General features: G+C 70.4%; 21 protein-coding genes and 4 pseudogenes. 12 read left to right on the forward strand and 13 right to left on the reverse strand.

The annotated features are described in order from the left end of the window. Positions 1-2: 2 nt before the first annotated feature. Entirely contained in the window at positions 3-215 is a 213-nt protein-coding gene (locus ACZ6TU_RS36835) for a hypothetical protein (protein ID WP_469553224.1), read from the reverse strand. A gap of 226 nt (positions 216-441) precedes the next feature. Between ACZ6TU_RS36835 and ACZ6TU_RS36840 the strand changes: the two genes are divergently transcribed. Next, complete coding sequence (locus tag ACZ6TU_RS36840) at positions 442-711, forward strand: DUF5132 domain-containing protein (protein WP_467681810.1); 270 nt, start codon at positions 442-444, stop codon at positions 709-711. A gap of 43 nt (positions 712-754) precedes the next feature. Next, a pseudogene (locus ACZ6TU_RS36845) lies at positions 755-1,575 on the forward strand (lipase family protein). A gap of 39 nt (positions 1,576-1,614) precedes the next feature. Here ACZ6TU_RS36845 and ACZ6TU_RS36850 read toward each other — a convergent pair. Then, positions 1,615-1,905: pseudogene (locus ACZ6TU_RS36850) on the reverse strand (LbetaH domain-containing protein); the annotation flags it as partial. Between the two features lie 188 nt (positions 1,906-2,093). Here ACZ6TU_RS36850 and ACZ6TU_RS36855 point away from each other — a divergent pair. Next, the gene (locus ACZ6TU_RS36855) at positions 2,094-3,461 is read left to right on the forward strand and encodes an APC family permease (RefSeq protein WP_467681808.1); all 1,368 of its coding nucleotides are present in this window, start codon (positions 2,094-2,096) and stop codon (positions 3,459-3,461) included. A gap of 125 nt (positions 3,462-3,586) precedes the next feature. On the opposite strand, the gene ACZ6TU_RS36860 is transcribed toward ACZ6TU_RS36855, so the two are convergent. Further along, positions 3,587-4,036: a spore-associated protein gene (locus ACZ6TU_RS36860; RefSeq protein WP_467681806.1), complete on the reverse strand. Its 450-nt coding sequence runs from the start codon at positions 4,034-4,036 to the stop codon at positions 3,587-3,589. A gap of 590 nt (positions 4,037-4,626) precedes the next feature. Between ACZ6TU_RS36860 and ACZ6TU_RS36865 the strand changes: the two are divergent. Further along, positions 4,627-4,884: pseudogene (locus tag ACZ6TU_RS36865) on the forward strand (helicase associated domain-containing protein); the annotation flags it as partial. A gap of 82 nt (positions 4,885-4,966) precedes the next feature. Here ACZ6TU_RS36865 and ACZ6TU_RS36870 read toward each other — a convergent pair. The 4 genes from ACZ6TU_RS36870 to ACZ6TU_RS36885 all read right to left on the reverse strand — a co-directional run bounded on the left by ACZ6TU_RS36870 (position 4,967) and on the right by ACZ6TU_RS36885 (position 9,126). Then, on the reverse strand, positions 4,967-5,245 hold the full coding sequence (locus ACZ6TU_RS36870) for a hypothetical protein (RefSeq protein WP_467681804.1): 279 nt from the start codon (positions 5,243-5,245) through the stop codon (positions 4,967-4,969). 328 nt (positions 5,246-5,573) lie between these two features. Next, positions 5,574-7,913 carry an ABC transporter permease gene (locus tag ACZ6TU_RS36875; protein WP_469553176.1) on the reverse strand — a complete coding sequence of 780 codons (2,340 nt, stop codon included), beginning with the start codon at positions 7,911-7,913 and terminating at the stop codon, positions 5,574-5,576. Then, entirely contained in the window at positions 7,910-8,605 is a 696-nt protein-coding gene (locus ACZ6TU_RS36880; protein WP_469553178.1) for an ABC transporter ATP-binding protein, read from the reverse strand. Before ACZ6TU_RS36880 ends, ACZ6TU_RS36875 begins: the two co-directional genes overlap by 4 nt. Beyond that, a complete protein-coding gene (locus ACZ6TU_RS36885; RefSeq protein ID WP_469553180.1) occupies positions 8,602-9,126 on the reverse strand; it encodes a PadR family transcriptional regulator in 525 nt (174 codons plus the stop codon). Before ACZ6TU_RS36885 ends, ACZ6TU_RS36880 begins: the two co-directional genes overlap by 4 nt. Positions 9,127-9,682: 556 nt before the next feature. On the opposite strand from ACZ6TU_RS36885, the gene ACZ6TU_RS36890 reads away from it, so the two are divergent. After that, positions 9,683-10,957 carry a glycosyltransferase gene (locus ACZ6TU_RS36890; protein WP_469553182.1) on the forward strand — a complete coding sequence of 425 codons (1,275 nt, stop codon included), beginning with the start codon at positions 9,683-9,685 and terminating at the stop codon, positions 10,955-10,957. Further along, positions 10,954-12,351, forward strand: coding sequence for a hypothetical protein (locus tag ACZ6TU_RS36895; protein ID WP_469553185.1), 1,398 nt, complete (start codon positions 10,954-10,956; stop codon positions 12,349-12,351). Before ACZ6TU_RS36890 ends, ACZ6TU_RS36895 begins: the two co-directional genes overlap by 4 nt. Before the next feature lie 184 nt (positions 12,352-12,535). On the opposite strand, the pseudogene ACZ6TU_RS36900 reads toward ACZ6TU_RS36895, so the two are convergent. Both ACZ6TU_RS36900 and ACZ6TU_RS36905 read right to left on the reverse strand, forming a co-directional pair. Beyond that, positions 12,536-12,859, reverse strand: a pseudogene (locus ACZ6TU_RS36900) (transposase); the annotation flags it as partial. Positions 12,860-12,886: 27 nt separating this feature from the next. After that, positions 12,887-13,087, reverse strand: a complete 201-nt coding sequence (locus ACZ6TU_RS36905) for a hypothetical protein (RefSeq protein ID WP_469553186.1) — start codon at positions 13,085-13,087, stop codon at positions 12,887-12,889. A gap of 372 nt (positions 13,088-13,459) precedes the next feature. Between ACZ6TU_RS36905 and ACZ6TU_RS36910 the strand changes: the two genes are divergently transcribed. From ACZ6TU_RS36910 to ACZ6TU_RS36930, 5 genes are all read left to right on the forward strand, one after another. Then, positions 13,460-14,428, forward strand: coding sequence for an SCO2400 family protein (locus ACZ6TU_RS36910; protein ID WP_469553188.1), 969 nt, complete (start codon positions 13,460-13,462; stop codon positions 14,426-14,428). Between the two features lie 66 nt (positions 14,429-14,494). After that, positions 14,495-15,232: a class I SAM-dependent methyltransferase gene (locus ACZ6TU_RS36915; RefSeq protein WP_469553190.1), complete on the forward strand. Its 738-nt coding sequence runs from the start codon at positions 14,495-14,497 to the stop codon at positions 15,230-15,232. Between the two features lie 86 nt (positions 15,233-15,318). After that, on the forward strand, positions 15,319-16,122 hold the full coding sequence (locus ACZ6TU_RS36920) for a serine/threonine protein kinase (protein ID WP_467681923.1): 804 nt from the start codon (positions 15,319-15,321) through the stop codon (positions 16,120-16,122). Then, positions 16,119-17,672 (forward strand): serine/threonine-protein kinase, encoded by a 1,554-nt coding sequence (locus tag ACZ6TU_RS36925; RefSeq protein WP_469553192.1) that lies wholly within the window; start codon positions 16,119-16,121, stop codon positions 17,670-17,672. The genes ACZ6TU_RS36920 and ACZ6TU_RS36925 overlap by 4 nt, the downstream gene beginning before the upstream one ends. A 306-nt stretch (positions 17,673-17,978) precedes the next feature. After that, positions 17,979-18,428 (forward strand): hypothetical protein, encoded by a 450-nt coding sequence (locus ACZ6TU_RS36930; RefSeq protein ID WP_469553194.1) that lies wholly within the window; start codon positions 17,979-17,981, stop codon positions 18,426-18,428. A 166-nt stretch (positions 18,429-18,594) separates the two neighbouring features. On the opposite strand, the gene ACZ6TU_RS36935 is transcribed toward ACZ6TU_RS36930, so the two are convergent. Together ACZ6TU_RS36935 and ACZ6TU_RS36940 are read right to left on the reverse strand one after the other, a co-directional pair. After that, the gene (locus ACZ6TU_RS36935) at positions 18,595-18,972 is read right to left on the reverse strand and encodes a peptidase M23 (protein WP_467681929.1); all 378 of its coding nucleotides are present in this window, start codon (positions 18,970-18,972) and stop codon (positions 18,595-18,597) included. Between the two features lie 61 nt (positions 18,973-19,033). After that, complete coding sequence (locus ACZ6TU_RS36940; RefSeq protein WP_467681931.1) at positions 19,034-19,408, reverse strand: SH3 domain-containing protein; 375 nt, start codon at positions 19,406-19,408, stop codon at positions 19,034-19,036. A 271-nt stretch (positions 19,409-19,679) separates the two neighbouring features. Here ACZ6TU_RS36940 and ACZ6TU_RS36945 point away from each other — a divergent pair, with 271 nt between their 5' ends. Continuing rightward, positions 19,680-20,108, forward strand: coding sequence for a VOC family protein (locus tag ACZ6TU_RS36945; protein ID WP_086855615.1), 429 nt, complete (start codon positions 19,680-19,682; stop codon positions 20,106-20,108). 72 nt (positions 20,109-20,180) lie between these two features. On the opposite strand, the gene ACZ6TU_RS36950 is transcribed toward ACZ6TU_RS36945, so the two are convergent. After that, complete coding sequence (locus ACZ6TU_RS36950; protein ID WP_469553196.1) at positions 20,181-21,443, reverse strand: MFS transporter; 1,263 nt, start codon at positions 21,441-21,443, stop codon at positions 20,181-20,183. A 172-nt stretch (positions 21,444-21,615) separates the two neighbouring features. After that, positions 21,616-22,068: a YbhB/YbcL family Raf kinase inhibitor-like protein gene (locus ACZ6TU_RS36955; protein WP_469553197.1), complete on the reverse strand. Its 453-nt coding sequence runs from the start codon at positions 22,066-22,068 to the stop codon at positions 21,616-21,618. Positions 22,069-22,102: the final 34 nt, after the last annotated feature.

Below are 22,102 nucleotides of genomic sequence, written 5' to 3' on the forward strand. Positions count from 1 at the left end.
TCTCAGGAAAGCTTGTTCCTGAGCATCGCGAGATAGAAGGGGAGTTTTTTCACGGCCGCTTTCGGTACCACGTAAACTTCCACATCGCCGTGCAGATGATCGCTGATGGTGAGGGTGCATTTCCCGTTCGCATGGCGAACTTCAGCGGAATGCAGCACTTCCTCCGAGGTGGGATCAGCCCCGGCGACGGTCTCGTCGGTTGCTGTCTTTTCCACATTCACTCCTGGCTCAGTTTTCTCACATGGAGGCGTATAATTACAGTGTGCCTGTCTCGCACGGTAGGTCACAGGAAGGCGGAAAAGATCAACCTCGACCGGTGTGCACGCGAACCGGTGAATGTCGTGAGATTCCCTGGTGAGGTGGCATTTCTGGGGGCTAAGCTCGGATTTCCAGAACACTGCTCGGTAATTCCGGAATACTGCGAGAAGGGGTGTACTGACTATGCTTCCTGTGATTCCCGTCTTCTTGATCTGGGTAGCGTCGGCGCCCCTCCTGAAGAAGCTGATCAGGCCGGTCGTCCGCGGAACTGTGAAGTCCTCCGTAAAGCTGGCGATGGACGCCAAGCGAGTCGCCCACGAGATCAACGAAGATCTGAGTGACATTGCCGCCGAGGCGACGGCCGAGGCGTTCGCCGCCGATCTTCAGGACGGATCGGACGTGCCGCGCCGGACCACGAAAAAGGCCCGCCCGGGCAGCACAGCGAACGCGTGAGAGAAACGGGCGATCCACCATTGAATGAACCCAAGGGGACACCGTGACCGCTCCTGTCGCCCTCGATCACCGCGCCTCCGGCCACAGCCTGCGCCATGCCTACTGCCTTGCCCAGGCGTGCGCGCTGGCCTACAAGGACCAGGCCACCATCGAGCAGCAGGCGGAGAAATGGGGCTTCGGCCGGGTGCGTCACCACGAGACGCGGTTCACCCCGCCCTTCCCGCTCCAGGACACGCAGGCGTACACGCTGGCCAGCGACCACATGATCATCACGGCGTTCCGCGGCACGGAACCGACCCAGATCAAGGACTGGCTGACCGACGGCACGGCACCGCCGAGGCGCGGCCCGGACGGTAAGGGACGCGTCCACCACGGCTTCGCCGAGGCCCTGGACTCGATCTACCCGGATGTCCTGGCCACGCTGGAGGAGTGGCGGACCAATGGCCAGACCGTATGGTTCACCGGGCACAGCCTCGGCGGAGCGCTCGCCATGCTCGCCGGCGCGCGAATGTTCTTGGAGGAGCCGCGTCTGGCGGCGGACGGTGTCTACACCTTCGGCCAGCCCCGGACATGCGACCCGACGCTGGCCGCCGCGTACAACAAGGGCTTCAAGAACCGGACCTATCGCTTCGTCAACAACAACGACATCGTGCCGCAGCTCCCGCCGGAGCCCTTCTACACGCACGTGAAGCCCCGCGGTACATCGACTCCCACGGCAGGATCCGCGAGTCCATGCCTCTGATCGGAGGACTGGCCGACCGAGTGAGCGGGCTGACCGCGGATGTCCTCGCGCCGGCGAGCGACGGCGTACGGGACCACTTCATCGACAGCTATCTGAAGGTGCTGGAGAAGAACCTGGACTGAGGCGAGGGAGGATGGCGAGGATCGTGGCCGCGACGGTGTCAGCCGGGCGACGTCCTCGTCGCTGTAAGGGGTACGGATGAGGCGGGCCGGGTTGCCGCCGGCGATGCCGTAGTCGGGCACGTCGCTGGTGACCACAGCACCGGAGGCGATGATCGCGCCGTGTCCGATCCGCACGCCGGGCATGATCGTCGTGCCATGGCCGAACCAGACGTCGTTGCCGACGATCGTGTCGCCCCGGTTGGGCAGGCCGGTGATCAGGTCGAAGTGTTCGGCCCAGGAGCCGCCCATGGTGGGGGAAGGGAAGGCATCGGATGCAGGACCGTCGGGTCGGCAGGTACAGGCATGGGGGGAGGGGAGGGAATCCTCGTCGGTAGCGGGTCCGTGTCCGGTCCCTGATCCCCTCAAGGACGCGATGCGCAGGGGCGATTAGTCGATCAAAGACGCCAAGGCATCACTACCGGTCTGCCGGGCAGGTAAGACGTTGTTCCGGTCCGTGTCGAACGCCTCAGGGAGCTTTCGTGTCCGCAACCGACAGGAATGCAGCCGCTGCGCCGGAGAGAGGGGAGGACGACACCCCACTGCGGCGTGCCATCGGCCCCAGACTGCTGATTCTGTTCGTGATCGGTGACATCCTCGGCACCGGCATCTACGCCACCACCGGTCAGGTCGCCGGCAAGGTCGGCGGGGCACTGTGGCTGCCGTTCGTCATCGGGTTCGTCGTGGCGATCCTGACAGCCGCCTCGTACGTCGAGCTCGTCGGCAAGTACCCGAAGGCGGCCGGAGCCGCGCTCTACACCCAGAAGGCGTTCCAGGTCCCGTTCCTGACCTTCATCGTCGCCTTCATGGTCATGTGCTCGGGCCTTTCCTCGGCGAGCGCTGCGGCCCGCGCCTTCAGCGGCGACTACCTGTCCGAGTTCACGGACTTCTTCCCGCCCACGCTCATCGCGATCCTGTTCATCCTCGCCCTGGCGGCCCTGAACCTGCGAGGCGTGTCGGAGTCCGTGAAGACCAACGTGGTCCTCACCGTGGTCGAACTGACCGGCCTGCTCGTCATCCTCACGATCGGTGCCTGGGCCGTCCTGACCGGTGACGGTGAACCTTCCCGGCTCGGTGAGTTCCAGGCCGAGGGCAGCGGTTACGCGCTGCTCACCAGCGTGCTGGGGGCGACGGCCCTCGGTTTCTTCGCCTTCGTGGGTTTCGAGGACTCCGTCAACATGGCGGAGGAGACCAAGGATCCGGTGCGGACGTTCCCGCGCGCCATCTTCATCGGCGTCGCCGTCACCGGCACCATTTACGTCCTGGTCGCGCTGGTCTCCTCGCTGCTCGTCGACTACCGCGTGCTGGAGGACTCCAGCGGCCCGCTGCTGGAGGTCGTCAAGGCCGGCGGGATCGACTTCCCGCCCAAGCTCTTCGCCCTGATCGCGCTGTTCGCGGTCACCAACTCGGCACTGATCAACATCATGATGGCGTCCCGCCTCTGCTACGGCATGGCGAACGAACGCATCCTGCCGCGTGCCCTGGGCCGCGTACTGCCCCGGCGCCGCACTCCGGTCGTCGGCATCGTCTTCGTGTCGCTCCTCGCCATCGGCCTGGTCTCCACCGGAGAGATCGAGGGCCTCGGCGACACCACGGCGTTCCTCCTGCTGTGCGTCTTCGCCGTCGTCAACATCGCCGTCCTCGTCCTGCGCCGCGACCCCGTCGAGCACCAGCACTTCCGTACGCCGACCGTCCTGCCGGTGCTCGGCGCGATCACCGCCCTGATCCTGGCCAGCCCGTTGTCCGACCGGCCGGCGGAGGTCTACATCCGGGCGGGCGTGCTGGTGGCCATCGGCATCGGGCTGTGGGTGCTCAACAAGGTGGTGCTGAAAGTACGCGGCGAGGCGTGAGCGGCACGACCGCAAGGCGGTGCGCCGAAAACCGGCACCGGGCCACCACGGCTCCCGCGTCAACGGCTGCGGGAACGTGATGGCCCGGTAGGGGGTGTCTCAGGGTGGTTCAGAGGAGAGGCGGGTCACCGGGTGAACGTGACCCGGTGTTCCTTCAGGGAGCCGCAGTTGGAGCCCTGCACCTGCACGTACACGTTCTTGATGCTGCCGCCCCAGTCGACGCAGTGGCCCTTGCCGTAGACGTAGGTCGGTCCGGCGAAGGACGTGAAGCGCCCAGCGTCGTGGTGGCCTTCATCGGTCTCGGGGACGTAGATCCACGCGGACATGTCCACAGCGGTACCCGGGTTGTTGCGGATGGTCGTGACGCAGTTCTGCCCGTTGGCGGCGTTGTACGTCAGGTAGACGGTGCCCAGGGAGCCGACGGCCGCCGAGTTCACGGTCTTGTAGGCGCTTCCGCAGACCTTCTGCGGAGTGGTGTTGGGCGCGGCGGAGGCGGGTGACGCGAGGGCGGTCGTGGTCCCCACGGTCAGCGCCGCCAAGGCCGACGCGGCCAGGACGGAACGGGTGAATCGCATATTTCCCCCTTGCAACTCTTCGAGGTGGTTGCTCCTGCATGGTGTGACCCGCCGGGCATACAAAGGGTTGTGCGTCAGTTCGCAGGAAAATTCGGCGAGTTGAGGGTGCGAACGCGCGAGCCGGCCTGCCAGGGGCCGCGGTGACCGTCTGCCGATACCGGCTGGCGCTGCGTGCCGGGTTCACCGCTCCGTACGTCGATCCGGACCAGGTCGGCTTCTGTCACCCCCTGGCGGCCGACGACTTGAGTGGCCATCGCGTCAGGGCGCGGAACCTGGCGGACCTGCCGGTCTGCCAGGGCGCAGGCGCTGGTTGTGACCGGGCCGTTCGAAGAACGGGGCTGCGGTCGGTGTGTATGTCGAGGCGCCGCGGGGGCGAGTTCACGCTGGGCCGACTGCACGTCGGGCGGGAGGAGCTGACGCGGCGGATCATGCGGCGGGGACGGGGCGGCAGGTGGCCACAGCCGGGCGATCCGCTGCGCGGGCAGCCCGCCGAGCGTCTGTCGGCGGTCGCCGACGAGGCGGTGACGACGGCCGCCGCGTGGAGGACGCGGACGTCGGCGACCGTTGAAGCGCACCACACACTGTCAACGTGCCGGGTCTACCGGCCGGAGAGCCTGGTGTGGCTGGAGGGCTACCAAGCCCTGCTCCGCTGGCGGAAGGAAAACGACATCACCGGCCTGTACGTCGTCCCCTACGACACCGAGACCGAGGTCGGCGTCACCAAGGACTTCCCCCTGGAGAGGTGGGTGCACCAGCAGAGGAAGGCGCTGCGAGCCGGGGGACTGGAGCCGCGGCGCAAGGAGCTGCTGGACGCGCCGGAGGCCGGGATGGTGTGGGAGCCGGGCGATCGAGAATCTTGTGCAGGTGAGACGGCGCCCGGTTTGAGCTGGGCGGACTCTCGTTTTCGATAGACTCCGCGTTTATCGAGTATTACGTGCCCGTTCGAATATAACCAAGCCTCTTGGCGATGAAGTACCCAAGACCGAAGGTACCGCCGAATGCGATCACAACGGCCATTGCCGTCGTCTTGAGGCTCGCACCGACTAGGACGAGCACCAGCTCAAAAATTTGTGTCACGCATGTTGACGTGAAAAGGATGATCCTGATGGCAAACCTGCCGGTTTCGACGCCTTCCGATTCCCCTTCAGGAGTTGTACTTGCTGGAGGCGTCTGACCGGTTCCAGTTGCAGGCGGCGTCTGATTTTCCACTCAATTTACTCTCTGGTTGCGGGTGGCGCGCTGCTCGCCACCTTTGTTCCGACGCCCCCGTCGCCGACGACGGGAGCTTTTTCTTCCTGGGGTGCCTCCGGCCTGCGGAAGTAGCGGCCGACGGGACAGCCAGGGCGTCCAGATCGCTCGCCGGGCGCAACATCGCCCCGTGGCCCCTAGCCGCCGATGGCGGACATCGACCGATCCGGCTGTACGAACTTCGGGTCGGCCAGGCCAGGGATCCCGGCACTTCCGTAAGTAGCCGTGGTGGGCCCGGACTCCAGGAGGCCTAGGTGTGTGTGACTGATGGGCCTTCGGGGCGTATGGCTCACTCGGTGCGCAGGCCGTCCGGGCGCATCAGCCGGAGCAGTGGTGGCAGGCTGAGCACGGTCACCAGCAGGACGACGGCGGTGGCGATGCCGGTCATCGACAGTACGCTCGCCCAGTCCACGCCCACCGGCTTGTCCGTCATCTTCAGCAGTACCGCGCCCAGTGTGAGCCCGACCGTCGTGGCCAGCGCCAGTCCGAGACCGATCGGGATCGCCGTCTGCCACAGCACGGACAGGCACAGTGTGCGGCGCCGGGTGCCGAAGGCGATCAGCGACGACAGCAGTTTGCGGCGCTCGCGCAGCTGCTCCAGCTGCGACACCAGCAAACTGGCGCCGATCAGCGCCAGCACGCAGGCCGCGCCGGCGAACAGGCCGGTGCGGATGGAGGCGTAGGTGTCGTCGCGCTTGCTGGACACCAACATCACCGGGTCGGTGGGCAGGCCGAGCCGGCGGGCCGTGTTCCGCGTGTACTCGGGCGCGGTCGCCAGCCCCTGGTCGAGCGCGAGGTAGATCTCCCCGAGGAGACCATGCGCGGCGCCCGAGGGCAGGGCGCCCGGCGTCAGCAGCAGGCCGCCACGCTTGTACCCGGACGGGTCCGCGATCGCCCGTGCCTGCTTCACGTCCGCCGGCACCGCCCAGGGCGTCGGCCTGTGATGAGCACCGGGATCGTCGAGCGCGTCGAACCACAGCTTTGTGCCGGGCTTGGAAAGGTCGGTCACCCCCTCCTCATCGTTGCCACCACGGACGGCGAAGACGTCACCGTCCTTGCAGGAGGGGAAGGAAGCCACCTCGCGCAGGGAAGCGCAGCCGGCGATCGTGACCGGGGCGGTGTTCTCGGCGAACCTGCGCCGGTCGCTGACGTAGCCCTCGTCGAAGGCGTAGACCTTCGCAACGCCTCTCGTCGCTTTGAAGTCGGCCGCCGCCCGGGCGAGCGGGACCTCGTCCGGCAGGGTCGCCCCCATCTGGGCCCGGGTGAGGTCGTTGGTGGTGTGCTTGGTGTACTGGCCCTGCAGCCCGGAGAACAGCATCTGCAGGGCGATGGCGCCCGCCACCGCGACCGCGATGCCGTTGACCATGCGGGTGGCCGTGCCGCTGCTCAACTGGAGTCGGCGGATGGCCAGTTGCCAGGCGACCCCGCCGGAGTCGAGCCGGTTCACAACCCTCTCTACGACCCACGGCAGCAGCGCGGTCACTCCGACGAGCAGCAGCAGGACGCCACCGGTGACCTGGTACTGGTTGAAGTCTTCGCTGTGCCGGTCCTTGCCGATCATCGGGTGGAGCATGCCGAGCCCGCCCACGGGCAGCAGCAGCCGCCACCACAACCGGCGCCGTGGGGGCTTCGCGGTGCGCACCACGCCGAGCGGCTCGATCACCACGCCCCGCAGCGCGAACAGGGTGACCAGCACGGCGGCCGCAGGGACCGCGACCGCGACGAGGAGGGCGAGCAGGGGGGAGGGGGTCAGATAGCTGGGGAAGACGCTCACGTCGAACAGGTCCACGGACCCGGAGAACTCCCGGATGAGCAGGAAGAAGACCGTGCCGAAGGCCAGGCCCGCCACGGAGCCGGCGAGGGCCTCGCCCGCGGCGATCCGCCGGGTCATCCGGCTGTCCGAGCCCACCAGCCGCAGGGCCGCGAGTCGCCGGTCACGGCGCTCGCCGCCGAACCGCACGGCTGCGGCGATGAACACGCCGACCGGCATCAGCAGCACCAGGAACACCACGAGGGCGAGCAGGACCAGGACGGGGTCCGTCTCCTCCGAGGGCTTGATCCCTGCGCCGAACCGGTCGATGCGGGCGACCAGGCCGTAGTCCTCCTTGACCACGAGGTCATCGGCGCCGCGGTAGAAGGCGAGTTCCTGGGCACCGATCAGTCCGGGTTCGGCGATGGTGCCCACGATCCGCTCCGGCAGCCGCTCCCGCAGCAACTTCCCCTCGCCGGAGTCCAGCAGCCGCTTCAGCGCGGGGGAGACCACCATCTCGCCCACCCCCGGAAACCTCGAGACCCCCGGCGGCAGGGGTGCCTTGGGCCCCTCGGGCTGCAACTCCCGCCCACGCACCTCCTTGTCGCGGAAGGCCGTCCCGGCCTCGCCGACCACCAGCGTGTCGTCCGCCTTCGGCAGCGGCGACTCGCTGGCCATATACGTGAGGTCGGTGCGCGCCTCCTCCCGGTCGTGCCGGACGGCCAGCGCGTTCGGGATCGCGGTGGACAGCAGCAGCAGTGCCACGCCGAGCCCCACGCCGACGGCGGTGAGCAGCATCCGCACCCGCCCCTCCCGCCCGCCGGCGAAGGCGAACCTGGCTCCCATGCCCAGGTCGCGAGACCACTGGCGCGCTTTCATATGGCGCGCTCCATGTCCCTGGACTTCCCGTCGCGTACGACGATCTCGCGGTCGGAGTAGGCGGCGACCCGGGCCTCGTGCGTGACGAGCACGACGGCCGCGTTGGTGGAGCGGGCCGCTTCCGTCAGCAGCCCCATCACGCGCTCGCCGTTGAGCGAGTCGAGCGCGCCGGTCGGCTCGTCGGCGAACAGCACCCTGGGGTTGGTGACCAGCGCCCGGGCCACGGCAACCCGCTGCCCCTGACCGCCGGAGACCTCGCCGGGCCGCTTCTTGCGCAGGTCGTCGACCTCCAGCCGCTCCATCCAGCTGAGAGCGGCCCGCTCGGCCTCCTTGCGGGAGGTGCCGTTCAGCCGCAGCGGCAGCGCCACGTTCTCCACACAGGTCAGCTCGGGCACCAGCTGACCGAACTGGAACACGAAGCCGAACTCGGACCGGCGCAGCGCACTGCGCTGGGCATCGCTCATGGTGGCCAGCTCACGCCCGTTGTACGTGATCGACCCGGAGTCCGGCGTCACGATCCCGGCGAGACAGTGCAGCAGCGTCGACTTCCCGGACCCGGAGGGGCCCATCACGGCGACGACCTCACCGGGGTGGATGGAGAACTCGGCGCCGTCGAGCGCGGTGGTCGGCCCGTACGCCTTGCACAGGTCCTGGGCAGCCAGCAGAGAGCCTGGAGGATGAACACCGGTCACGCCGTCACCGCCTCGGCGAGCTTGTCCAGACGCGCGGCGGTCAGCTCCAGCCACCGCAGATCCGCTTCGAGGTGGAACAGGGCGTGGTCGCAGATCAGCTGGTCGGCCAGGTCACCCTTGCGCTTGCGGTCGGTCAGGATCCGCATGCTGCGCAGATGCTCGGAGCGCTGCGTGTCGAGGATGCCGGCCGCGTCCCGGTGGGTCAGTAGCGCGAGGACGACCTTGCTGTACAGCAACGACTGCAGGTACGGCTCGGGTTTCTCCGGCGTCGCGAGCCAGCGCTCGACGTCGGTGATTCCGGCGTCCGTTATCGCGTACCGCTTGCGCTCGGGCCCACCGCCCGCCTCGATGCCGTCGACTTCGACGAGGCCGTTCTTCAGCAGCCGGGACATCGTCGCGTAGACCTGGCCGTAGTGCAGCGGCCGGTCATGACCGAACTTCTCGTCGAAGGCCCGCTTCAGGTCATAACCATGTCGCGGGCCGGACTCCAGGAGCCCCAGAAGGGTATTGCCGATGGACATGCCCGGCACTCTACACACCATGTATACGTGGCATGTATACACGCAGTGTTTAGATCATGGCGTGGGGTACGCCCGTGCAGGTGGGGGGCCTTTGTCACGCTTCTGATACGAGTGGCCCACCTCTTCGGAGGGGGGCCGGGTGTGCCCTTGGGCAGCCACCCGGCCCGGGCGAGCGCGATGAGCCGGCCGAGCGTGCGGCAGTGGAGCAGCACCCGGACGTCCCCAGGACCGAGCCGTCCCAGGCGGAGGGCGAGCGGGTGGACGACTTCCGGACCGCATGACCGGAACCTCTGGGGCAGATGATACATCTGTACACCCGAGCTGCCTGTCATCTCCGGTGAGCGCACAGAGTAGACGTCAGTCGACCTGTTGTCCTCGTGCCCGTGCGGCGGCTCGCGCAGCCCAGCACCCGTCTTCGCCGGCTCCGGCCAGCAGGGTGGGACGGAGGCGAGCGCGGCCAGGAACGTACCGAAAAGCACAGGTGTAGTTGCCTCGCCGAAGGTGAACACAGCGGCTCTGATCAGCCACATCACAAGGAAACCGGGGGACGCCGCACGTGCGCATCGCCTTCCTGCTGCACAACGCTTACGCGATGGGCGGCACCGTACGGACGACCATGACACTCGCCGACACGCTCGCCGGACGGCACCAGGTGGAACTCGTGTCGGTCTTCCGGCACCGCGAGAAACCACGGCTGGCGCGGTCGCCCCAGGTGCCGCTGCGGGCCCTGGTGGACCGGCGCGAGGGATCCGCGGACGCGGCGGACCCCCTCGCCCGGCAGGCCGGGGCAGTCTTCCCGAAGGGGGACAGCCGCTCGCACCAGTACCACCGGCTCGCCGAACAGCGGGTCATCGACTGGCTGCGGGAGACGGACGCCGACGTCGTCGTGGGCACCAGGGCCGGACTCAACGCGCTGCTGGCCCGGTTCGGACCACGACATGCCGTGCTCGTCGGCCAGGAGCACCTCACTCACGACAACCACTCGCACCGGCTGCGGACGGAACTCCAACGCTGGTACGGCGGTCTCGACGCGCTGGTCACCATGACCGAGGCCGACGCGCGCGACCACCGGCGCGGCATGCGGCTGCCGCGCACCCGGGTGCTGGCCATCCCCAACAGCGTCCCCGAACCCCCGGTGCCGCCGGCCGACGCGGCGGCCAAGGTGGTCGTCGCGGCGGGACGGTTGGCCCGCGTCAAGCGGTACGAGATGCTGGTCGACGCGTTCGCCCTGGCCGGTGCGGCCTGCCCCGACTGGTCCCTGCGCATCTACGGGGACGGCGCGGAACGCGCCCGGATAGCCGACCGGATAGCCCACCACGGGCTGGGAGACCGGGTCTTCCTGATGGGTTCGGCCACTCCCATCGAGGCCGAGTGGGTCAAGGGCTCCATCGCCGCGGTGACCTCCGCGCACGAGTCGTTCGGGATGACGATCGTGGAGGCCATGCGCTGCGGCCTGCCCGTGGTGAGCACCGACTGCCCCCACGGGCCCGGCGAGATCATCCGCCACGGTGTGGACGGCTGTCTCGTCCCGCGCGACAGCACTCGGGGTGTGGCCGACGCACTGCTGGCACTGATGCGTGACGACGGACGGCGCGCGGAGATGGGCAGGGCCGCCCGGGCCAGTGCGGCGAAACGATTCACCCCGGAGGGCGTCGCCGACCGCTACGAGCGGCTGTTCAGCACCCTGGTGGAGGAGCGGGCCGAGCGGTCCGCTCCACCGCCCGGACTGGCCGACTGGCGCGACCGTGCCACCGTGCTCGCCGCCACGGCAGGCATCCTCGCCCGCGGAGCGGTGCGCCGCGGGCGGCGCAAGCTGGGGTGGGTCGGATGAACGCGAATCGCACAGCGGCCTCGGCACAGCGGATGCTGTGGATCGTGGTTGCCGGGTTCTGTCTGCTGTCGGCCGTCCTCGTACCGCTCACGCTGCCGCTCGGCTGGGACGAGCTCGTGTACGCCAGCCGCTTCGGGCCGTACGGTCCCGCGACCCCGTTCAGCGCCCCGCGTACCCGCGGGGTCCCCCTGCTGCTTGCTCCGATCGCCTCCTGGAGCGACTCGACGGTGCTGCTCAGGGCGTGGCTGCTCCTGCTGGCCGGCGGTGCGCTCTGGCTGGGATTCCGGCCCTGGCTGCGCATCGTGCACCGCCCGGCGACGGTGTGGGTGGCGGCCGGGCTGTACGGCAGCCTGTGGATCACTCTGTTCTACGCCGGTTCCGCGATGCCGAACCACTACACCGCGATGGGTGCCACCGCCGCGGTGGGCTGTTTCCTCACGCCGCGTCCCCGGTACGCGGGTGTCGCGGCAGGCCTGGCGGTGGTGACCCTGATGCGGCCCAACGACGGTGTGGCCGTCGCCGCGCCGCTGCTCCTGGCCGCCGTACTGATGCCCGCACTGCGCGGCCACGGCCGCCTCCGGGGGCGCCTGTCGGCCGTGGCGGCCGGACTCGTGGCGGGGGCGCTGCCCTGGGTCGTCGAGGCCGAGGTGCGGTTCGGCGGGGTGCGGAACCGGCTCGCGGAGGCCGACGAGGTCCAGGGCGGTCTGCGGGCCGTCTTCTCCCTGCGCGCCCATCTCACCGCGCTGGACGGCCCGCTGCTGTGCCGTCCCTGTACGGGCGACAGCGTTCAGTTGCCCGTGACGGAGTGGTGGGTGCTGCTGCCGCTGCTGGTCGGCCTGGGGCTGTGGGCGGAGCGCCGGGCGCGCAGGTCCGCTGCGCCGCTGTGGCTGTCCGTGGCGGTGGCCGTGGCCACGGCGGCGCCGTATCTCTTCCTTGTCCCCTACGCCGCGCCGCGGTTCCTGTTGCCGGCCTACGCCCTGCTGGCGCTCCCTGCCGCTGTCGGGCTCCTCGCCGTCGTCCACCGGGCCCGCACCCGCGGTTCACTGCCGACGGCCGCGGTGCTCGCCCTGGCACTCCTCGGGCACTGGGGCATCCAGATCGGGCTCGTCCACACTCATGCGGGCATCCAGCAGCGGGCCCGCGGAGACTGGGACCGCATCGTCTCCGTGCTGCGCGAGCACGGGGTGCACCCGCCGTGTGTCCTCGCGGGGAACAGTTCGACGATTCCCATCGCCCACACCGCGGGCTGCTCTGCCCCGGAGTCGGATCCCCCGGCGCACCCCGGTGCACTGGTCCTTCGCGAGCGGAACCCACCGCACTGGGCGCGCGACTGGCCACGTTTCCCGGTGCCGGACACCTACAACCCCGGATGGACCGTCGTCGTGCGTCCATGACGGCCGGCTGTGCGGCTCAGGGCCGGTAGGGCGGCGCAGCCTTTGGCGCCGACGGCTCCCGAGTTGCCTTCGCGTCCGGGCCCGAGAAGTGCAGCGCCCGGCGCATGCCCCACTCCACGTACGGCATCAAGATCCTGCTGGAGTACCAGTACCAATCCAGGTGACTCAGGCGGTTTCGGTTGGATCAGCGGGCGGACCAGAGGAAGATGCCCGCGATGTGGAGTCCGGCCAGGTAGATGGTGACGGTCTTCTCGTAGCGGGTGGCGATGCCGCGCCACTGCTTGCGGCGGTTGATGCACCGCTCGACGGTGTTGCGCTGCTTGTAGGCGTCGCGGTCGAAGGCCGGCGGCCTGCCGCCTTGGCTGCCGCGCCGCAGCCGGTGGGCCTGCTGGTCCGCCGGCACGGGGATCACCGCGCGGATCCCGCGCTGGCGCAGGTGTGCGCGGATCGCGCGTGAGGAGTACGCCTTGTCCGCCAGGACCACGTCTGGCCTGGTACGGGGCCGCCCCCGTCGGCGGCGAGGTGGTCTTCGTGGTCAGTCCGCCGCGGGAGCGGCCGATGGCGTAATCGGCCGGCTCGCCGGCCGGGGCCCCTTTTTGCGGGGCCCGACGGCATGCTGATGAGCGCGCACGATCGCGGAGTCCACCGACACGGCCCAGTCGAGGTCCTCGTCCGCGTCGGCCTGGGCCATCAGCGCGGTGAACACCCGCTCCCAGGTGCCGTCGACGGCCCACATCCGCAGCCGGTTATGATCCCGCCGGCGGCCACCCCGTTTCGGCGTCCGGTCGGGAAGCAACGGCTCGATCCGCGCCGACCGCGCGTCAGTCAACGGCACGCCCGGACCGACGCTCCGGTGATCCAAACGAAACGGCCTGGGCCGGACCTCTGGCCCCGCCCTCGGCAGGTGCCCGAGGATGCCCAGCCCCCGCCACCTTTACTCACGAGTTACTTACGGCGCACGCGAGATCCAGAGGATCTGCTCAGGGGTGTCACACATGCTGCACATCCCCCTTCCAAAGCCTCGTTAGCGTTACAGCTCGATCCCACATGCGAACGTGACCAGGCCGCGGCCGGCGAGCCGTCGGCACAGCAAGATCGGGAAGACCACATGGACTACTGCTCCTCGTGCCGCAGGCACCTCAACGGCGCCTTGGTCTGCCCGGGGTGCGGCGCCTACGCCCCGGACATCGACCCCACCGCCGATGGCCGTACCCGCCCGGCTGCATGGGAGTACCCGGCCGCCTCCGGCGCATGGCGCGACGGGAACGTGTGGGACGACGCCAGCGTGTGGGACACGAACCGCGCCGGCACGCGAGAGCTCCCCCTCGCTTACACCGGCTCGTCCGGCGGCCACGGAACCCTGGGCACCGACCCGTCCGACGGTCACGAGAGCCCGGACACGGCCCCGTCCGACGGACCCGAGGCCGCCGACCCCACCGGGGCCGACGGCTACCAGGCACCGCAGCAGGGACGCGCGGCGCGGCGTCGTCAGATGGCCCGCTGGAAGAAGAACCAGCGCCGGGCCGTGGTGGCGACCGCTGTCGCGCTCGTCGGAGGCGGTCTCACCGTCGCCGCCATGAACGGCAACTCCACGCACGGCGTGCAGTCGGCCACGGTGCCCGAGGACACGACCATGGGCGGCGCCGAGGGACAGGCGCCGACCTACACCGAACCCACGTCGACCCGGCGCGACACCCCGCGGTCCTCGCCCACGCCCACCACCCCGCCGCACACCGACCGCACCTCGCAGCGCGAGCAGCCCCGGGCCACCACTCCCCGCAGCACGCCGGCGGACCCGCGGACGGACGCGGCCGCCGCGCCCCGCGAACTGCCGAAGACGACGCAGCCGAAGAACACCGTCCCGAACACCGTCGACACGGTCACCGGCGACACCGGCAAGTCCACGTCGACGGTGACCGAGCAGACGAAACCGCCCGCCGCCGGGAGCAGCACGGACACGCAACAGCCCGCGTCTTCCGATACGCCCCCGTCCGCGGCGAGTCCCACTCCGGCCGCGACGCCTCCCGCGAACTCCGACTCCAAGGAGCTCTGCCTGCTCGTCATCTGCCTGGGCTGAGTCGCGCGAGGGCGGTCGCCGAAATCCGGTGGCCGCACGTCAGCCGGCGTTCGTACCTTCGGGCGCATGGCAGACGAGTGCTTCCGGCATCCGCGGCTCGCCGCGATCTACGACCCGCTCGACCCCGACCGCGCCGATCTCGACCCGTACCTGCGCATGGCGGAGGAGTTCGGCGCGCGTCGGGTGCTCGACATCGGCTGCGGCACGGGCGTGTTCGCGCTGCTGCTGGCGGAACGCGGCGTCGACGTCGTCGGCGTCGATCCCGCCGGCGCGTCCCTGGACGTGGCCCGCGGCAAGGCGGGCAGCGAACGGGTGCGGTGGATCCACTGCGATGCGACGACCCTCCCGCCCCTGACCGCCGACCTCGCGACGATGACCGGCAACGCCGCCCAGGCGGTCGTCGATCCCGAGAGCTGGCGGATGACCCTGCGAGGGACCCGTGAGGCACTGCGGCCCGGTGGCCGTCTCGTGTTCGAGACCCGGATTCCGGCCCGCCGCGCCTGGGAGGAGTGGAACCGTGAGGCGACGTACACCGTGATGGACGTGCCCGACATCGGCGCCGTCGAGTCCTGGGTCGATCTGCTCGACGTGAGCGGGCCGCTCGTGACGTTCCGGTGGACCTATGTGTTCGCCGCGGACGGGCAGGTGCTGACGTCGGACTCGACGCTGCGCTTCCGCGAGCGGGACGAGGTCGAGGCGGAACTCGTCGCGCAGGACTATGTGGTGGAGGACGTGCGCGACGCGCCCGACCGGCCGGGCCGGGAGTTCGTGTTCGTCGCACGGCGTCCGCGAACAGCCGGCTGAGGCGGGCCCTGCCGCCTCCGCGCGAGCGGAATCCGCCCGTACAATCCTCGCGACCAAATCGGGGGCGTCATCAGCGGGGAGTCCGCGTGGAAACCATCATCGTGCAGTTGCCCGGTCCCGCACACTGGGGTGCGGACGAGACGGGCAGGCCCGATCTGATCCAACTGGGGCCCGGGGACATCGCCGACTTCGGCCGCGGCACGCCCGGCGGCGCGGGGGTGCGCATCCCGCTGACCGACCCCGGGATCTCGCGCCGGGCCGGGCAGTTGGAGGCGGCCGGGGACTACTGGCGGCTGTCCAACTTCAGCCGCAGCGTGTCGTACGTCGTGGAGAACCTGGAGGGAGCCGGCGAGTACCTGACCGTCGCCCCGGGGCGGCTCGGCGCGCCCGTGCCGTTCGAGTTCTCGCGCGTGGTGCTCCCGGCCCTGTCCGGTACCGCGACCTTCAAGGTGTTCGCACCCCAGCACGCCTATCTCGGTGAGCAGTCCGCGCCGGGCGGCGGGGAACAGACCGTCCACCCCTTCGCCCTGGACCCGACGTCGAAGTACTTCCTCGTGCTGGTGGCCCTGTGCGAACCCCGGCTGCGCGCCCCCTCCGACTCGGCGCTGCCCGGGGTCGGGCAGATCGTGGAGCGGCTGCGGCCGCTGGAGTCCTGCCGGGACCTGACCCGCTCCGCGGTCAACTACCACATCGACTACCTGGCCTTCGCCAAACTGCGCCTGGACCTCGGCGGGGAGACCGCGACCGGAGGCGACGGCGGCCGCACCGGAGCCAAGCGCTCCCGGCTCGCCTCCGTCGCCCTGCGCTTCGGCCTGGTACGCGAAGAGCATCTCAGCCTGCTGCCGTCCCGCGGTGCCGTCCGCCTCGCGCCGCAGGAGGCAGGCGCATGACGGGATCCGACGTCCCGGACGATCTGGAGATACCCGGGCCGCCCCGCCTCCCGGAGGGTTTCCGGATCGAGGGCTGGGAGGTGGGCGCGGTGATCGGCTCCGGCGGCTGGGGGACCGTGTACGAGGCCCGTACCGTCGCCGACGGCACGCCCGCGGCCGTGAAGGTGCTCCCGACCGGTGCCCTGGGGCCCGGACAGCGCGCCGCGCTCGGTGAACTCGTGGAGAGGGAGGTCCGGTTCAGTGCCGAGGCCGACCACCCCCACCTCGTGCGGACCCACGCCGTGTGCACCGTCGAGGCACCGGAGCTGCCTGCCCTGGACGGTGCCATCGCGCTGGTCATGGACCGTGCCGAGGCCAGCCTGAAGGACGTCCTGGACGCCGCCGGCACCGGTGAGCCCATCGACGGCGCCGACCGCGTCCTGCGCGGAGTCGCCGCCGGACTCGCCCACATGCACGACGCCGGCTGGGTGCACGGCGACCTCAAGCCCGCCAACGTCCTGCTGGGCCCGGGCGGGCAGGTGTGGCTGGCGGACTTCGGGCTGGCCGCCGAACTCGACGGCACCCACGCCCATCTGCCGCCGCTCGGCACCCTCGACCACCTGCCGCCCGAGTGGTGGTCCCAGCGCACTGGCACCCAGGGCGCAGTCGTCCGGCCCACCGCCGACATCTGGGCCTTCGGCGTCCTCGCCCACCATGTGCTCACCGGCGGACTCCACCCCTTCCCGGGCGCGACGGCCCGGGCCCGGTCCCTCGCCGCCCAGGCGTACGCACGCGGCACCGCACCCCTGCGGCTCGACGCCGGCCTCGGTGACGACATGCGCCGGCTGATCGCCGACTGCCTGGCGCCGGACCACACCAGCCGACTCCCGCACACGGCCCGTGGCGTCGCCGCCCGCGTCGAGGACCTCACCGACGGTCCGCAACGGCGCCGGCGAGGCCTGGTGCCGGCCGTGGCGGCCGGGCTCGTCGTTCTGACCGCCGCCGCGCTCGCCGGGGCGGTACTCCTCGGCGGAGCCGGCGACACCCAGGACGACGACCGCGACGGCGGCGCCCCCGCCGCCTTCAACGGCGCGCACAGCCCGGCGCCCGGTGAGATCCCGGAGGACTCCGACGTACCCGAGGCGCTGCGCCCTGTCATCGCCCGCGCCGCCCACCGCTGCACCGACGAGGAGATCACCCCCGCCCTGCTCGCCGCGCTGCTCAAGGCCGAGAGCGGCTTCGACACGAACGCCGCCCGCCCGGAGAACGACGAGTACGGCATCGCCATGTGGACGCCGTCGGTGTTCCGGGCCTGGGCCGTGGACGGGGACGGCGACGGCGACAAGGACCACATGTCGCCGCCGGACGCGATCGCCACCATGAGCCTGTACGTGTGCTGGCTCGACCAGCGCTTCAAACAGGCGGGACTGCCGAAGAAGGACCTTCCCGCGCTGGTCGCGGCCGGCTACCGCACCAGCGACCGCACGATCATCGAGGAGGGCGGCGTCCCCGCACGGGTGCGCCCGCACGTGGACAAGGTGCTGGGCTATCTCGCCGAGTACGAGCGCTGACCGCCGGGTGTACGCGAGCGGTGGGCCGGACCCGTCAGGGCCCTGCCCACCGCTCGTCCCCCGTTCCCGTCACGGCCGCGGCGAGCCGCACTCCGGGACGTTCGGCAGCCGGTTGTCCGGCGGAGCCCTGGTCTCGCGCCGACACACTAGGAGCACGAGCGGTGCGGTCGGTCCTGACGAATGTCAGGGCTTCCCCGAATCGAGGCGACCTGTGGCGTTCGACCCTGATAAGTGTCAGGTGTCGCAGGTGTGGTGACGCCCGTACGGTCACGACCAGAACACCCGCCGACACACGAAAGAGGACTCATGAGCCGCCGATCGCTCAGGACACTGCTGGCCGCCGGGGGCGCCGCCGCGGTGATGGCGCTCCTCCCGACCTCCGCCCAGGCCGCGCCGCACTCGGGCGGCAACTACGGGGCGTACGGGAACGAGGGGCAGTACCCCACCACCTCCTACTGCTCGGGCACGTTCCGGCAGGTCGGGGCCACCAAGTACGCCGAAGGCATGGCCCTCAAGTACTTCTACTCCGACAGGTGCGGCTCCTTCGCCCGGATCGAGAACTCCCGGCCCGGCTGCGTCGCCGTGCTCCAGCGTTCCAACAACGGCGTGGGACGTGTCGACGGCTGGGTCTCCGAGAGCGTGGACCCCGGCATCACCTACGCCTACACGCAGATGGGCAACAACCTCAACGGCCGCGTCTCGCGCGCCCTGCTCTCGTGCGACGGCCACGACCTGACCGAGACCGGCTGGTACTGAGCCGCACACACGCCACAGGGGGGCGGCCGGTGCTCCGGTCCGCCCCCCTTCGTACACCGACCCAACGCAGGACGACCGTGGGGTACTGCTGACCGGGGACGGGCCTGCGGCGGGCCGCCAGATCTCTCTGGTGGCCCGCCGCAGGCGTGTGGAGGGGATGGTGGCGTCAGCAGTCCGGGACTCCGGCGATCTTCTGGCCGCCCCGGATGTAGAGGTTGTTCACCCAGGCGATGTCGCTGCCCGAGAACTCCATGACGGCTGTCCACCAGTTGTTGGTGCCGACAGCCGGATCGTGCACCGTCTGGCCCTGCTTCTGGCACAGGGCGTCCGCCCACCACTGCGAACGGACCGCGAGACGAGGGGAGTCGGTGGTCGGCTCCTGGCGCAGGTTGACATCGGTGGCCCAGACGTAGACGTCGGTCAGGGTCGGGTCGCCGCTGTTGGCCGCGGCGGCCGGGGCCGCCTGGGCGGTGGTGGCGAGGCCGCCGACGGCGAGCGCAGCCACGGCCAGGCCCATGGCGGTACGGCTGATCATTCGCTTCATGTGTCTGTCCCCCGTAGGACGATGATGAGGATGGTGTGGTCGGAAGTGGTCATGATCCGGGTCAGCAGCGCGCAGAGGCGGGCAGGTCGCCGTACTCGTTGCCCTTGAGGTACACGGCGCTGACGTAGCCCTCGAGGAGCTTCACCCAGACGTCGTTGGAGTAGCCGTTGTCGGTGATGCGCTCACCGCGGGTCCAGCAGTAGGCGCCGAGCGGCTGCCCGGCCGGCACGACGGCGAGCTTGCCGTAGGAAGTGCCAGGACCGGTACGGACGTTGACGGTCTCGTACGGCACGACCGCGTACGGCGCCGCAAGGACGCGGGCGCCGCCCTGCTCGCCGGCGGCGGACGCGGCCGCGGTGCCGGCGGTGAGCGGGCCGAGCAGTGCGAGCGCCCCGGCGCCGACGAGCGCGGCCCTGGCGAAGATGCGAGTGGACATGTCGAGTTCCCCCTGAACGGTGTGGCCGACGCTCAGAACTGTAGGGAGAGCAGGGGCGACGCGGTCCCTGACAATTGTCAGGGTCGCGCGGGACAACAGGGGTACGGGCGAGGGTACTTGGCCCTGTCGGCCTGGGCGGCGCGATACGGCCGAAAACCGCTCGACGACCACAACCACCTCTGCCTACGATCCACCGCGCGGCATCGCGTGTCGGTCACCGGCCGGGTGAGGCATGGAGGCGCCGCGGAGATGCCCGTGGAGGCATTCAACAGTGTCAGTCGAGTTCAATCACACCATCGTCCTGTCCCGTGACCGGGAGAAGTCCGCTCGTTTTCTCGCGGAGATCCTGGGCCTGGAGGTCGGGGCACCGGCCGGGGTGTTCCTGCCGGTGACGACCGCCAACGGCGTCACGCTGGACTTCCTCACCATTGACGCCGACATCCCCATGCAGCACTACGCGTTCCTCGTCTCCGAGGACGAGTTCGACGAGGCCCTCGCCCGGCTCGTCGCGGCCCGGATACCCATCCAGGCCGACCCGCACGGCAACCACCCGCGCAAGATCAACCGCAACGACGGCGGCCGGGGCGTGTACTTCCTCGACCCGGCGGGCCACGGCCTGGAGATCCTCACCCGTCCGTACGGCACGGATCCGTCCTCGCCGCTGAACGGCGTCACCGAGGACGTGCCCGGGGCCGTCTGAGCCGGCCCGGGCCGGGGACGGGGGCGACGCCGCTCCCGGCCCCGACCCACCGCTCCCGCGCGAGTGGGCCGTTCAGGCGCCGTCCTTCAGCGCCAGGGGAGTCGGCTCGGCGCCGGTGTCCGGTGTGTGGTCGCGGCGGGGGAGCAGGACAGGTGTGAAGAGGAGGAAGACGCCGGCGAGGGCGATGGCCGTACGGGGGCCGGTCAGGTGGGCCAACAGGCCCCACAGGGCGGTCACGGCCGCCGTGGTGGCCTTGCCGGTGGCCGACCAGGCGGACAGGGTGCGGGTGACCCGGTCCGCGGGGGTCCGGTCGAGGCGGTACGTGGCGAACACCGGGTTGAACACGGCGCAGCAGGTGATCAGCCCGAACTCGACGACCATGACCAGCGCCAGCCCCGCCGTACCGGGGCCGACGAAGGCCAGCCCGAGCGACCACCACGCCCGCAGCACCCCCGCCGTGAGCATGACCCGGTGCCGACCCATCCGCGCGACGAGCCGTGGTGCCAGACGTGAGCCGAGCAGACCGCCGGTGCAGGGCACCGCGAAGGCGAGCGCGTACTGCCAGGGGGCGAAGCGCAGATCATCGACCATCAGGACCATCAGGGGTGGAGAGGCCGCCATGATCAGGGAGTTGGCGAGGACCGTGTTGAAGAAGAGCGGGCGCAGCGCCGGGTCGGCCAGGATGTAGCGCCAGCCGTCGAGCAGGTCGCCCGCCCGGGGACGGGCCTGGCCGGCCGTGGGCGGCACAGGGCGTTTCTCCTCGCCGCCGATCGCCCGGAGCCCGAACGCCGAGAGCAGATAGCTCACCGCGTCGGCCACCACGGTCGTCACCGGACCGAACAGCCCGATCGCGGCCCCGCCCAGCGGCGGCCCGACCATGCTGGCCGTCCAGGTCGTCGCCTCGAACCGCCCGTTCGCGACGAGCAGGTCACGTCGCGGCACCAGCTCCTTCAGGAACGCCCCGGCCGCCGCGTTGAAGGTGATGTCGGACGCCGCGACGGCCACCGACACGAGCAGCAGCTGGCCGAAGCTCAGCCGGCCCAGGGCGAACGCCGCGGGGATGCTCAGCAGCACCGCGCACCGGACCAGGTCCGTCGCGATCATCACCGGCCGTTTGCGGCGGAACTCCACCCACGGCCCGAGCGGCACCGACACGGCCGCGCCGACCGCCGGTCCCACCGCCGCCAGCAGCGACACCTGCGTCGGCCCCGCGTGCAGCACCAGGACCGCGATCAGCGCGAACGCGTCGAACGCGAGCCAGGTGCCGGCCGTACTGACCGCGTAGGCCCCCCACAACCACCCGAACCGCCGCCCCAGCGACCGCCTGTCCGCCATACCCGGCGCACACTCCCAGCTCCCGCGGACAACCCGGTGTTGACCGGCAGCCATCCAAGCGGGCACCGGGACGCCCGGGCAAACAACCGTCCGTCACCCGTGTCACAACCAACCGTTGTGACACGGAGACACGGGCGGTCCACCCGTGAGCCGTCTCAGCCCGTAAGCCCTCTCAGCGCTGGTAGAGCCCCACCAGCGTGCCGTCCGCGATGCGGCGCTTCTCGACCTCCTCGTGCACCTGGTCCGCGCGGGGCGCGTCGGGCAGGACGCACGGTTCGGACAGGGCGTAGAGCCGGAAGAAGTAGTGGTGTGCGTCGTCCCCGGGCGGGGGATGCGGGCCGCCCCAGCCGTGCTGCCCGTAGCCGTTCACGAGTTCCGTGCCGCCCGGTGGGCAGTGCCCGGCATCGACGCCGTCGCTGTGCGGGTCGATGCCGACCACGACCCAGTGCGCGAAGGTGCCCGACGGGGCGTCGGGATCCTCGCAGAGCAGGACCAGTTCGGCCGCGTCGTCCGGTACGCCGCTCCAGGACAGCGGCGGAGAGACGTTCGGTCCCTCGTACGCGTACCGGCGCGTGATGAAGGAGTGGTTGTTGAACGCGTCGCTGCGCAGTTCGATGCCGGTCATGTGCCCCGGAGTACCCCCGGCGGGACCCGGGCAT

The organism is Streptomyces sp. NPDC052064 (assembly GCF_055585925.1).